Source organism: Burkholderia gladioli, assembly GCF_000959725.1.
GTDB lineage: Bacteria > Pseudomonadota > Gammaproteobacteria > Burkholderiales > Burkholderiaceae > Burkholderia > Burkholderia gladioli.
The window spans coordinates 100,492-112,462 of the sequence record NZ_CP009321.1; the positions used below are offsets into that span (position 1 = coordinate 100,492).

The following is an 11,971-nucleotide window of genomic DNA, read 5'->3' on the forward strand; positions in this document are numbered from 1 at the left end:
GCCATGCCGAACAACCCCGTCATGTTGAGCGCCGAGGAGTACAAGGCGCTGATTGCCGCGAGCGCCGAACGCGATGCGCTGCGCGGTGAGCTTCGGCTCGTGACGGCTCAGCGCGATCTGGCCGAAGAGAAGCTGCGGGCCTACAAGCACGAACTGTTCGGCGCATCGAGCGAAGCGCGCCATGCCGATCAGCTCGGCCTGTTCAACGAAGCCGAGGCACTTGCGACGGCTACCGACGCGCCCGCGCGCGAGGACGTGCCCGGCACATCGGTCGCCGCCCACACGCGAGGCAAGCGCGGGCGCAAACCCCTCGATCCGAACCTGCCGCGCGAGGTCGTGCGGCACGAGTTGCCCGAGTCCGAACGGTTCTGCGCGCATGATGGCCATGCTCTCGTCGAGATCGGCGTGGAAACGAGCGAACAGCTCGACGTGATTCCCGAGCAGGTGCGCGTCGTTCAGCACCAGCGGGTCAAGTACGCCTGCCCGTGCTGTGATCTCGGTATCAAGGTTACGCCGGCACCAGCGCGCATCATTGCGCGCGGGCTGCTCACGGAATCCGCGCTGGCGTGGATCATCACCGGCAAGTACCAGTACGGTATGCCACTGTATCGCCAGGCCACGCTGCTGCGTCGCTTCGGCGGCGACATCTCGTCGAACACGCTGGCCGCCAGCGTGGTGCGGGTGGGGCTCGCCACGCAGCCGGTGATCAACCTGATGCGCGACGCGCTGCTCGAATCGAACTTGATCTACGGCGACGAAACCACGTTCCAGGTGCTGAAGGAGCCGGGACGAAGACCGCAGGCGAAGAGCTACCTATGGGCGCAGGTCAACGGCTCAGGGCCGCCGGTACGGATGTTCTCGTACTCGCCGGGGCGCGGCGCCCAGCATGCGCAGAAGCTGTATGCCGGCGTACAGCCCGGCACTGCGCTGATGACGGATGGCTACGAGCTCTATAACGGCATCGCCCACGATCACCAACTCGTGCATCTCGGATGCTGGGCACACGTGCGCCGCGGCTTCATCAAGGCTGAGGAGTCGGTGCCGAAGACGGCACGCTCACCGGATCTGCTGGCCACACGCTTCGTCGTGCTGATCGGTAAGCTGTTCGCAGCCGAGGCGCGCAGTGCGAAGTGGGCGCCCGAACGCCGGCAGCGACTGCGCGCCCGATACAGCGCCCGCGTGCTCTCCATCATCGAGCGCATGCTGGTCGAGCATCTGCCGGACATCGTGCCGTCGAGTCTGCTCGGCAAGGCATTGCAGTACATGAGCGGACAGTGGCCCAAGCTGGTCCGCTACGTCGAGAACGGCAACTGGCCGATCTCGAACAACCTGTGCGAGAACGCGATCCGGCCGTTCGTCGTCGGCCGCAAGGGCTGGCTGTTCTCGGATACGGTTGCCGGTGCGCAGGCCAGCGCCAATCTCTACTCACTGGTCGAGACCTGCAAGGCGAATGGCGTCGACCCATACCGCTATCTAGTCTGGCTGTTCACCAGGTTGCCGCTCGCTGCAACCGCCGACGACTACGCCGATCTCATGCCTTGGAGAATGCCTGCTGCTCTCAACCGCTGAGGGGCGTCATTAAAAGACCGCATACTTACAACAAAACGGTTCGATACGACTGGCTCGCCCATTACCTCTTCGAGACCGTGGCCGACGTTCAGGAGTATGCGACGAAGTGGCTGTGGTCATACAATCACGAACGCCCGAACACGGCCATTGGCGGCGTACCGCCGAAACAGAAGTTGCTTATCGCGCCATAACCTCTACTTCTGACCGCCGTTAAAAACGGGGGGACTACCGAACCCCAAGACCGCAGTCGACTCCAACATTGACCTCGAAAGTATTGCGGCCCCAAGATTTTGACCAGCATCAATCAACGAGAAGGTGTCGTCGGCTAAACCTGACACGCGATGGAGCAACGACTCACGCGCGACGATCAGGTAGAAAAGTGTCTTGTGCGTTATGCCCTGCTTGACAGCGTCCACTTCCTTGGGAAGCGCGGCTCTTAGCGCCGCTGCAATTCTTCGGGCTTCCTCTAGAGTCTCCAGTTCCGATGCTTGCATCTCGCGCTCCATATCGCCGATCCCAACAATTTATCGTGGGCACCGCCCGCGATTCATGCGAGCGCCTTACCCATCAAATCACTCCACGTGCAACGGGAGCGAGCGTTAGGGGATTGGCGTCCACCAGACTTTTAAGGGCCTTGAGGCTAGAAGCTCCAATCAAGGTCTGGACGAGCTTTAGCGCCCGACAATCAGCACGTGAGTTTGTGTGTTTCCATATCTCGGCAATCCTCGTCGTAGGCGTTATCGATCCACTTCAGAAATGATTGTTTTCCGCCTTCGAGCGCCAATATGGCGGGCGTGGTTTTCCCCGACGGGGGAATCACTTGCCCTTGCGGGGTCATGTCGTAGCCAAGATCGACATAGCTATCGCCCTCCCCGCGCTTGGACCCAATCCAATAGGTGATGCTCACCGAGTCGGGCTCTCCAGTGGCGCCGCTGTAACCTATGTCGTCGCCACCAGTGAGCGCCCGGTATTTGAACCGCGACGGTCGTTTGGCCTGCACATAAGCTAGAACTTGCGAGACCGTCGAGCCGTCGTCGGTCTTGCGGCTATCAACGGCTCGCACCCATGCTGTCGCCATGTCGGAGCTCAGTTCTTTCGCCTTGGCCGGTGCCGTGGTCGTTTGCGACGACGCCTGCTCCGTCGCTTGGCTATCGTTGTCGCCGCACGCGGACAGAAATACTCCTGAAGCCGCAATGCAAGCGAAGAGGTGCTTGCGTAGCATCAGATGTGAAAGAGGTTTGAGTACGTGCATTTTTCCTGGTGCCGACGCCCGGCGTTTTCCTATCTCAGCGGACAGCATAGGCGCGCAACGCGTCGCCTGCCGCACGCTCGTACATCCACGCGTGATCGAGGCTTTCATCGCACGTTCGCGCGATGACATTCGCGAGGTGCGCTACAGAGCTACGCCCCGGCTCGCCCATTTCGGCCGCCTGCAGTTCCGCGAGGACAGCCTGGGCGATACACTCGTAGTCTTGCCAACGGAGTGCGTTGCCGCGCGCATCGCCTGAATGCTCTGGCTTCTCTCCACACGCGGAGCAAATGGCCCGAGCCATTACTTCGCGCACGCGTTCTTGATGATTATCCATGAGCGTTTTCCTATGCCTTGTGTACGTCGAATTGCGCTTCCGCGTACGAAGCATTGCAACTCCAAATTTCTACGCCGTCGCGGTGGAAAAAAGCCCAACCGTCTTTCACGGTCATCCTCGCTTTCGGGAACACCAGGCTATGTCCATTCGCGGCGGCAGAAATGACGTTGCGCTCGCGACACACAGCCCAATATTCCCCGTCGGCGAGAGGCGCTGTCTTCACGATGCGGTTTTCCGTCACGAGCCGGTTTGCCGGGCGCTCGCCCATGCCACGAACAATTCAGCAGCGTCCGGCACCGCGAAGACTGGCTTGTTCACCCAACTTTCAACACGGTTGCCCTGCCAACCCGTTTCAAAGAGGCGGTCGTTTTCAAGAGGGGAAACGCCCTGCTCAACCAGTTCGCGCGCTGACGTCAGGTTGTAGTAGGCACTTTCCAGATCGGCGTTCGGATACATTGCCAGGATCACGCGCCCCATCGCTGCGTGAGCTTCCTCGCGGCCGATCGCTCGAACAAAGACAGTGAACTCATCGGACGCCATCTCGCGTGGCAAGGAAGTGTGTGCCCGCCACAGGCTGGCCCAGCCGTATTTGAGTGACTGCGAAGAAGCGATTGTGCTTGTCATTGCCAGTTCCTTTGGCGTTTTCCTTTGTCACTGCTGCTCGGCCATCGCCACTGCAGCACGCACTGCGCAAGCTACATGTAATGACATTGCTTTTCCGGATTCCACAGTCCAGATCGTGCGTAGGTAGGGCGTCCCGAAGTCCCGACAGACCTTCGACTGGACCACCCTGGGCGTGGATGCAGCGCCCAACGTGACGACGTAGTTCCGCCCCTTATTGGCCGATACATTGAACACCCTGTCCTCTCCTCCCACGGAGATTCCGCTCGCTGCAAGAGCACCCCGCAGTGCATCCCACGCCGTCACGATCGGCAAACAGAAGGGCGCCTGATCGCCACTTTTCGTGATGATCGTGACGTCCGAGAATTTCGCCTCGAGAAGTGCAACCATCGTCTGAACGACCGACTCGAATTTGGTTTCGCTAATGTTCATTTGCAGTAATTTTCCTTCGTGCCGGCACGACCGCCGCTTTCCGTGGTGTTGGTCAGGTCGATGCCCCTCCGTCTCATATCCGTTAAGTCGCGAGCCACATCGCGCCAGCGTCAGTGATCTGGACCTCGCCATCGAGACGGACGACCAAACCTTTCTTCGCGAGCCCAGAGACAGCACGCCCCCCCGTGTGGTCGAAGGACACGAGAGTGCCAGCAGCGATGCGTCCTGCTTCCTTGAGTACCGAACGCATGTAAGTGTCTTCGCCAAACGACAACCGTACTTCACTCATGATCTTCCCCTCGACGCCAACTCCGCTGGCGCTTTCTAGTGCCGGCCAGCCCGGCGTTTTCCTTCGTGTCCGACTAGACCTTATCGAGGTCGTCGGAAGAGAGTTTGATCGCGTCCAGCCCATCGTCGACGGCCGCCGTAGCCCGGGCATCACCGGCCAACGTTGGTTTCAGCCCGATCAGCAAGCCATTCTACCGCCCCACGAGACGGTTCACGACGACTACCGCTTTCTCGCGCGTGCTTCGCTCGCGGCGCGCATCAACGATTCCGTAGACCGCTACGAGAATGCCCGCGATACCAACTCCCTACCCAACCAAATCCATATTGGTTTCCGCGGTTTCCATCAAACTTTGTCGTAGGCACGCCGGGCGGCATCGATTTTGTCACCGACATCGGTTCCGTTTCCGTTCTGCCAGCCGGCGAACGACTGCTCGCGGCACCCAATCAGCATCAAGCCGAACGTTGCGATAAGGCGGCGGGCGGCCTTCAGTTCTTTCGCCATCTTTGCCACTTCGTCCGGTTGTGCCAGTGAAGATGATCCGGTGGCGAATGCGTTCACGGTGGCGTCGTCAAGTTTCACGATTGTTCTCCTACGCGTTTTTGGTCCTGCGGAACACGACAACGTTCGCTCCCGCGGTCACCGTCACGTTGTCGAGGCCTGCGGCATCGTTGCCATAGATCCTTCGGAGCGCTTCACGAATCGCTTGCTCCGACGCATCAGGCCGCCCGCTCGCCAATTGAGGACGGCGACCGACCACGCGTGCTGCACCAAACTCGTTGACCTCAACGATATCGCCGGAGCACGCTCCAATTGAGGCGAGCGTCTTTACGATGGCATCGCTGAAAGGCGATTTCCCCATGCCTGTCGTCGGCGCCGCGACGCCATGTCCGAGCTTGAATACGCCGCTCGGTTCCGGCTTGCCGACGAGGTCCTTCGCCCACTTGAACATCGAACTGAGCTTCATTGTCGCTTTCCAATCTATTTGAAGACCAACGGCACTATGACTGCGTGAAGTTGTGCCGCTTCCCGCCCGAGCGAGCCGCACGGACTGCCGCATTAATCTTTGACGCTCCAGCAGCATCAATCACAGCGATCGCCGCTGTTCGGGCAGTCTCCGGATCATCTTCAGCGACTCGCGGCACCGCCCGACCAGTCTCAACATCCGATACCACCCACCGCGTCCATAAGCTACGGCTGTTGATCTTCTGGTGAACGGCCCACAATCGATTGGCGTGCATGAATGGAATTCCGATCACTGTCACCGTGTCCCACGGACCGTGCGCCTCAAAGAGAATGCCCTCGACCCGTTTGTTTTCGGCCTCAGCCCTTTCCATGATTTTCCTCCAAGCGGGTACGACCGCCGTTTTCGTAGATCTGTTGGTCCTCGACTGCGGGGCCGAGATCGCCCAGCTCCCGTAGCAAATATGCGTCATCGCTTCATACCGCTCACTTGCCTTTGTAGGAAAGAACGACTGAGAGAACGAAACCCGAGGCCAGCGTGACGAGCAGGAGAACTTGCAGCCAATGCGGAATCGCGTTCTGGCCAACGATCCAGCCGAGACACGAGAGTGCGAAGCAAAAAATCACTACGCGCGTACTTCTCTTCAGTTCCATCATTGATTCCATATCAGCGCTACATCACCGTGGCGACGCACAGCCTGGCTCTTTCCCATTGCCTGCCGTAGCCGCCATATTTACTCAGGCCGCGACCTTTAGTCTCGTCTTGTACACGCGGACGCCGACGCCAGCTTTGCTTCCTCCTCGTCGGCGTTCGTTAAGAACCGTGCCAACACGTTGAAGGATTTCGGTCGCAGGGTGCCCTTCTCGGTTACCGCGAGGCGGCAGCATGTTTTCGCGCTCAATGAGTTGCTTGGCTGCTGCAAGCGTCTCAATATCCATCTCGCGATTGACGACACCAATGTTCGAGGCAAGCACGGCGACGTGCGCAGCACGCTGCTGGTGCTTCTTCGAACTTGCCGCGCGCGCATTGATCTGCCTCCACCCCGCGATCCATTCTTTTAGACTACACCACGTCACTCGTGTACCAGGCGTCGTCATTGAAACGCACTGCGCGCGCGTCTTTTGAGTTCGAAACACCGCAACGTCGAAGACATCCCGAGCGACCGTGCCGCGCGTCAATTTCCTGCTCCCCATTGTTTCCGATTTACTTTGGTTGTTCATCGGCCGAGGTGCCGATGCGTGATTACATAATATATCCCCACTGGGGACAGTCAAGCCTTTTTCTTCTCCCACTCCAGAATCTCTCGCACGTAAGAGCGGCCCATGTCGGGCATGCTCCGAAAGTCCGGAGATTCGCTAGGCAAGAGCCATTTATCCAGGGTGCGTCTAGCGACGCTTACACGCGCCGCGAACTCATCGCGCGTCATCTCTAGTTGCTCCATCGCGTAGCGCAAGAACTCCTGTTGAGGGAGGTCAGAATACTGTCTGGTTGCGGCCATCTAACCCTTCAATATCGGGATTCTCGAGGTTTCACTGTTTATCCCCAGCGGGGACTTTGGTCAAGCCCCCAAGGCGTCGTCGTGATGGTCGGGAACAGGAGTCCGTCGCGCGCCTGCGCGGCTTCGTTCAACGTGGGTCACCCAAGCCATCGACGAGCCGTCTGAAGGCGAGTTGCACTCGCAGCGCGGACCGCCACTGCGTGCGGGTGAGTGTGCGGCCGTCCGCCGAACGGATTACCGGCGGGTTTGATGGCCGGCCTCCCACGCGCCCACCGAATTGAGGCCCATCCGCAGTTGGCTGTCGTGCGCGATCGCCAGCGCCGCGCACAGATCCTGATGCATCTCATCGATGAACCAACGTCCCGTTGCATGGCCCCGCGCAAGCGTCGCCGGCAGCGCGCTCATCAGCTCCTTGATCTGCACCGCGTCGATCCTCTCGTTGTGCGCTCTTCCGCGATGAGCCGCGAGATGGTGGCCAGCCGCAGTAGCAGCTCGATGCGGTGCTCGGTTCCCTGTTCCGCGGCGAGCGCCACGAGCTCCCTGTGACACTCCTGCGCCATCGATCCACGGTAAGCGGTCGGTAAAGGACGCCTCTCTCCTCCATCTGCGTCACACTCGGTTAAGATCGACTTGCCGTGAGCGGCGAGTTTGCTCAGCGGCAGATCGTCGCCTCTACCCAGCGGACTCTTCGCCCATGCCATCAACTGATTTCGAAGCACACCTCGTTGCCCTTGCGCGAGAGTCTTCATGGTTTTGGCCTGCACTGGTTGCAGTCCGGTCCCTGAATCTACCCTCCTGGTGCATTGGTGCTGGTGCCGTACGGAACCTCGTCTGGGACTCTTTGCATGGATTGGAGACATCGTCAGCATTGCGTGACGTCGATGTTGCGTACTTCGATGGCGCTGATCTTTCTGCAGAGCGCGACGCAACGTTTCAGTCTCATCTAAGCAGGATGCACCCCCAATTGCCATGGGAGGTCACCAATCAAGCCGCCGTTCATACCTGGTTCGAGGCGGCTTTGGGTTACGCCGTGCCACCATTGAAGTCGCTGGAGGCCGCCGTCGCGTCGTGGCCAGAGTATGCAACCGCAGTCGGGTTGACTCTACTTCCTGATGACACGCTCAAGGTTCTTGCACCGTATGGGCTGGATGATTTGTTCGCCATGGTGGTTCGTCGGAATCCCGAGCGAGTCAGTGTCGCGACGTATCGGCAGCGGGTACAAGAGAAGCAGTATCGCAATCGCTGGCCTCGCGTAACCATCGTTCACTGCTAAGGGCTCGTACTCGGTGGCTCGCCAGTCGGTTGGTTATTGTATGGTGACGCCCAAGGCAGCAGGGCCGCGTAGCTGTCAGCGGTTGAAGCGTGCGGCAGATTAGCAAACAGCCAGACGAGATAGCGGTATGGGTCGATGCCATTCGCCTTGCAGGTCTCGACCAGTGAGTAGAGATTGGCGCTGGCCTGTGCGCCGGCTACCGTATCGGAGAACAGCCAGCCCTTGCGTCCGACGACGAACGGTCGGATCGCGTTCTCGCACAGGTTGTTCGAGATCGGCCAGGTACCGTTTTCGACGTAGCGAACCAGTTTGGGCCACTGTCCGCTTAGATACTGCAATGCCTTGCCGAGCAGACTCGACGGCACGACGCCCGGTAGATGCTCGACCAGCATGCGCTCGATGATGCCGAGCACGCGGGTGCTGTATCGCGCACGCAGTCGCCGCCGACATTCGGGTTTCCACTTCGCGCTGCGCGCCTCGGCCGCGAACAGCTTGCCGATCAGCACGACGAAGCGCGTGGCCAGCAGATCCGGCGAGCGTGCAGCCTTCGGCACCGACTCCTCGGCCTTGATGAAGCCGCGGCGCACGTGTGCCCAGCATCCGAGATGCACGAGCTGGTGATCGTGGGCGATTCCGTTGTAGAGCTCGTACCCATCAGTCATCAGCACGGTGCCAGGGTGCACGCCAGCATAGAGCTTCTGCGCGTGCTGGGCGCCGCGCCCCGGCGAGTACGAGAACATCCGTACTGGCGGCCCCGAGCCGTTGACCTGCGCCCACAGGTAACTCTTCCCCTGCGGCCTGCGTCCTGGCTCCTTCAGCACTTGGAACGTTGTCTCGTCGCCGTAGATCAGGTCCGATTCGAGCAGCGCGTCGCGCATCAGGTTGATCACCGGCTGCGTGGCCAGTCCCACCCGCACCACGCTGGCGGCCAGCGTGTTCGACGAGATGTCGCCGCCGAAGCGACGCAGCAGCGTGGTTTGGCGATACAGTGGCATACCGTACTGGTACTTGCCAGTGATGATCCACGCTAGCGCGGATTCCGTGAGCAACCCGCGCGGGATGATACGCGCTGGCGCGGGCGTGACCTTGATGCCGAGATCACAGCACGGGCACGCGTACTTGACACGCTGGTGCTGAACGACGCGGACCTGCTCGGGGATCACGTCAAGCTGTTCGCTCGTCTCGACGCCGATCTCCACGAGGGCATAGCCGTCGTGCGCGCAGAATCGTTCAGACTCGGGTAGTTCGTGCCGCACGACCTCGCGCGGCAAGTTCGGATCGAGTGGTTTGCGTCCGCGCTTGCCTCGCGTGTGGGCGGCGACAGACGTGCCGGGCGCGTCCTCGCGCGCGGGCGCATTGGTAGTGGTGGCCAATGCTTCAGCTTCGTTGAACAAGCCGAGTTGGTCGGCATGGCGCGCCTCGCTAGAGGCGCCGAACAGTTCGTGCTTGTAGGCCCGCAGCTTCTCTTCGGCCAGATCGCGCTGGGCCGTCACGAGTCGAAGCTCACCACGCAGCGCATCGCGTTCGGCGCTCGCGGCAATCAGCGCTTCGTACTCCTCCGCGCTCAACATGACGGGTCTATTCGGCATGGCCGATTAGACCATGCCACCTGCGTGGTGTTCAGCTCATCCGCGCGTAATATCGCTGGGGATGCTTCTGGATCACGGCCAGGTCAATGCCGTCGAGCAGCCAGTGCAACTGTTCGGCGCTGAGCGTGATTGTGTCTCCTCCGTTCGGCCAGATGAAGCGGTCGGCTTCGAGTCGTTTGAGCAGCAACCAGAAGCCGTTGCCACCCCAGCCAAGGATCTTGATGCGATCACGACGGCGATTGCCGAACACGAACAGCGCCGAGGTCATCGGGTTCAGACGCATCGCCTGTTCGACCAGAATCGACAGTCCGTTGATGCCCATTCGGAAGTCGACCGGGTCGCGATGCAGGTAGACCTTCAGCCCTTCGTCGAACCGGAACAAGGCAGCCTCCCCAGCATCTGGATCACCGTGGCCAGTTCATCGACGCCCGCCTCACCAAGATCGAATTCGACACCATTGGACAGGCGCACATGCAAGGAGAGCGCCATCGATTTCTCCAAAGGTGGTGGATCAGGCGGAAGTGCTGGCGGCAATGCGGAAATCGACGCGATTGGCACGAATGCTGGTGATGTATTGGGAATATCGATTGTGACGCCGTCGGAAATTGCAGGCGACCGAGCTACCCGATCGTGCTCGATCTGGGCCTGTATCTTTTGATGGCGGGCGACCCAGCTGCGCAGCAGATTTGGATTTAGATCGTGCTCCATTGCCGTTCGCGCTATCGACACACCAGGCTGCAGACAAAGTTGCACCAACTCGTCGCGGGCAGCATCGTCGTATTCTCGACGGCCATCTCGTTTTCGGCCAACAACCAGTCGGCTACGCAAGTCTTGTTTTTCACTCATACACTCTGATGCCAGCTGTCCACGTGGACACGTAGCATCAGAGTGCAGCGATTTCTACACAAGGGCGTCGTTATTCGATCGCTTACGATCCACGGCTTTCGTGGACAGCGGTAGCACGTGGGTTTGTGAAGCCGCGTTTGCGCGGTGTGGCGGGCTTCGTTCGACGCCTGCTGTTTCTCGGCCAGGTGGTGTTGGCCGACGGGCGCCGGCGGCCGCTTCTTCGTCGCCAGGCATGCATGGCCAGCCCGGCGAAGCGATTGCTCCACTGCCTACAGCCGCTCCTAGAGCACGTCCACTTCCGTTGACGCGAGCGTGTCGCCCGCCGCATCGAGCACGCTCACCAGCGCGTCCAGTCGCAGGCGGGGGCTCGCGAGGACCGGCGCTGCGGCCATCCGCGCCTGACCCTCCCGGAACACCGCCATCCACACCTCGAGCGCCCGCCGGCCGGCCGCACCCAGGCTGCGGAGGATCTCCTCCGGCACGCCTTCCGTGGCCCGAAATGGCCCGGTGAGCATGAACGGAAAGCTGTCTCGGGTTCCCGAAGTCGTCGAACAGGTAGCGATTCGAGGCGGGCCATACCTTCGAATCGGGCACCTTGCAGAACACCACGTAGACGATCAACAACTCGGAGGTAGTGATCAAGCGCTGCCGCCCCTCGTCCAGCCCGGCTCGCCTTGTTTATCGAACGCAGCCTCGATCACGGCCATGCTGCCTCGTGGCCTTGAGAAGCGGAAATGAAACACCTAACTTTCAGAAGAAATTGATACCACTTCTCCGAAATCGAACCCCTTCAGCTTGCTTTCCTCAACGAGGACTTTGAATTTTTCGGAGACAAATACTGTCGCGGGGCTTTCCTTCAGCCTGAATATATCGATATCCCGAACCTGATGTTCCAAAAGAACAATTTTATTGAAAATCGTGGCTTGAGGATAAACCTTGTATTTGGACTTCTCCATGTCGACGGCGCCCTCAAGCGCTCTGGTCACGTGAAAACCCAACATGTCGTCCGCTGGCGTCTCGACCGGCAGCACTTCTCCTGCCCCTCGCAACAGAGGGCTCAACGCGTCGAAAGATTTCTTGCTGAATACAAGAAATGGCGACAGCAGGGTGTGAATATCACTGTTTTTCTTTCGTCGGGGAGAGCCCCATGAAAGCTCGACGGGCTTGTACTCCTCCCCGAACGCTCGTCCACACAGGGCGGTTGCACGTATGGCTATGCTCGTGTCGTACGCAACTTCGCCATCGCTATCGACCTGCACCAGCGCCTGATATGCATCGTCCTGCCTCAAACCATATACAGTAGTCAT

The 11,971-nt window shown here is 60.0% G+C and carries 18 protein-coding genes and 1 pseudogene; 4 read left to right on the forward strand and 15 right to left on the reverse strand.

Features of this window, described 5'->3' with window-relative positions:
- Positions 1-3 precede the first annotated feature (3 nt).
- Together tnpC (BM43_RS00905) and BM43_RS38090 are read left to right on the forward strand one after the other, a co-directional pair.
- Entirely contained in the window at positions 4-1,569 is a 1,566-nt protein-coding gene (gene tnpC / locus BM43_RS00905) for an IS66 family transposase (RefSeq protein WP_036047871.1), read from the forward strand.
- Positions 1,570-1,595: 26 nt separating this feature from the next.
- Positions 1,596-1,760: pseudogene (locus tag BM43_RS38090) on the forward strand (integrase core domain-containing protein); the annotation flags it as partial.
- Positions 1,761-1,763: 3 nt separating this feature from the next.
- Here the strand turns inward: BM43_RS38090 and BM43_RS00910 are convergent.
- The 5 genes from BM43_RS00910 to BM43_RS00925 all read right to left on the reverse strand — a co-directional run bounded on the left by BM43_RS00910 (position 1,764) and on the right by BM43_RS00925 (position 4,208).
- Positions 1,764-2,063, reverse strand: a complete 300-nt coding sequence (locus BM43_RS00910) for a hypothetical protein (RefSeq protein WP_144417601.1) — start codon at positions 2,061-2,063, stop codon at positions 1,764-1,766.
- 191 nt (positions 2,064-2,254) lie between these two features.
- On the reverse strand, positions 2,255-2,821 hold the full coding sequence (locus tag BM43_RS00915) for a hypothetical protein (protein WP_144417602.1): 567 nt from the start codon (positions 2,819-2,821) through the stop codon (positions 2,255-2,257).
- A 34-nt stretch (positions 2,822-2,855) separates the two neighbouring features.
- The gene (locus tag BM43_RS38095) at positions 2,856-3,155 is read right to left on the reverse strand and encodes a hypothetical protein (protein WP_080742007.1); all 300 of its coding nucleotides are present in this window, start codon (positions 3,153-3,155) and stop codon (positions 2,856-2,858) included.
- 237 nt (positions 3,156-3,392) lie between these two features.
- Entirely contained in the window at positions 3,393-3,779 is a 387-nt protein-coding gene (locus BM43_RS00920) for a hypothetical protein (protein ID WP_036047658.1), read from the reverse strand.
- Positions 3,780-3,806: 27 nt separating this feature from the next.
- Positions 3,807-4,208 (reverse strand): hypothetical protein, encoded by a 402-nt coding sequence (locus BM43_RS00925; RefSeq protein WP_036047655.1) that lies wholly within the window; start codon positions 4,206-4,208, stop codon positions 3,807-3,809.
- A gap of 287 nt (positions 4,209-4,495) precedes the next feature.
- On the opposite strand from BM43_RS00925, the gene BM43_RS39970 reads away from it, so the two are divergent.
- Positions 4,496-4,855, forward strand: a complete 360-nt coding sequence (locus BM43_RS39970; protein WP_111946429.1) for a hypothetical protein — start codon at positions 4,496-4,498, stop codon at positions 4,853-4,855.
- Here BM43_RS39970 and BM43_RS39975 read toward each other — a convergent pair.
- From BM43_RS39975 to BM43_RS41835, 5 genes are all read right to left on the reverse strand, one after another.
- A complete protein-coding gene (locus tag BM43_RS39975) occupies positions 4,840-5,076 on the reverse strand; it encodes a hypothetical protein (RefSeq protein WP_144417603.1) in 237 nt (78 codons plus the stop codon). The genes BM43_RS39970 and BM43_RS39975 overlap by 16 nt on opposite strands.
- A 10-nt stretch (positions 5,077-5,086) precedes the next feature.
- Positions 5,087-5,461 carry a hypothetical protein gene (locus BM43_RS00935; RefSeq protein ID WP_036047947.1) on the reverse strand — a complete coding sequence of 125 codons (375 nt, stop codon included), beginning with the start codon at positions 5,459-5,461 and terminating at the stop codon, positions 5,087-5,089.
- A 482-nt stretch (positions 5,462-5,943) separates the two neighbouring features.
- Positions 5,944-6,114: a hypothetical protein gene (locus BM43_RS41210; protein ID WP_155308249.1), complete on the reverse strand. Its 171-nt coding sequence runs from the start codon at positions 6,112-6,114 to the stop codon at positions 5,944-5,946.
- An 81-nt stretch (positions 6,115-6,195) separates the two neighbouring features.
- Positions 6,196-6,678: a hypothetical protein gene (locus tag BM43_RS38110; RefSeq protein ID WP_080742004.1), complete on the reverse strand. Its 483-nt coding sequence runs from the start codon at positions 6,676-6,678 to the stop codon at positions 6,196-6,198.
- 512 nt (positions 6,679-7,190) lie between these two features.
- Complete coding sequence (locus BM43_RS41835) at positions 7,191-7,379, reverse strand: hypothetical protein (RefSeq protein ID WP_052409117.1); 189 nt, start codon at positions 7,377-7,379, stop codon at positions 7,191-7,193.
- A 271-nt stretch (positions 7,380-7,650) separates the two neighbouring features.
- Between BM43_RS41835 and BM43_RS38120 the strand changes: the two genes are divergently transcribed.
- On the forward strand, positions 7,651-8,229 hold the full coding sequence (locus BM43_RS38120) for a nucleotidyltransferase family protein (RefSeq protein ID WP_080742003.1): 579 nt from the start codon (positions 7,651-7,653) through the stop codon (positions 8,227-8,229).
- Here BM43_RS38120 and tnpC (BM43_RS00955) read toward each other — a convergent pair.
- The 5 genes from tnpC (BM43_RS00955) to BM43_RS00970 all read right to left on the reverse strand — a co-directional run bounded on the left by tnpC (BM43_RS00955) (position 8,226) and on the right by BM43_RS00970 (position 11,971).
- Positions 8,226-9,818 (reverse strand): IS66 family transposase, encoded by a 1,593-nt coding sequence (gene tnpC, locus BM43_RS00955; protein ID WP_036047652.1) that lies wholly within the window; start codon positions 9,816-9,818, stop codon positions 8,226-8,228. The two genes, BM43_RS38120 and tnpC (BM43_RS00955), sit on opposite strands and share 4 nt — an antisense overlap.
- Before the next feature lie 31 nt (positions 9,819-9,849).
- Positions 9,850-10,200 (reverse strand): IS66 family insertion sequence element accessory protein TnpB, encoded by a 351-nt coding sequence (gene tnpB, locus BM43_RS00960; RefSeq protein WP_027810102.1) that lies wholly within the window; start codon positions 10,198-10,200, stop codon positions 9,850-9,852.
- Positions 10,176-10,664: a transposase gene (locus BM43_RS38125; protein ID WP_111946431.1), complete on the reverse strand. Its 489-nt coding sequence runs from the start codon at positions 10,662-10,664 to the stop codon at positions 10,176-10,178. The genes tnpB and BM43_RS38125 overlap by 25 nt, the downstream gene beginning before the upstream one ends.
- Before the next feature lie 281 nt (positions 10,665-10,945).
- Positions 10,946-11,179 carry a hypothetical protein gene (locus tag BM43_RS37370; RefSeq protein WP_052409116.1) on the reverse strand — a complete coding sequence of 78 codons (234 nt, stop codon included), beginning with the start codon at positions 11,177-11,179 and terminating at the stop codon, positions 10,946-10,948.
- A gap of 228 nt (positions 11,180-11,407) precedes the next feature.
- The gene (locus tag BM43_RS00970; RefSeq protein WP_036047648.1) at positions 11,408-11,971 is read right to left on the reverse strand and encodes an imm11 family protein; all 564 of its coding nucleotides are present in this window, start codon (positions 11,969-11,971) and stop codon (positions 11,408-11,410) included.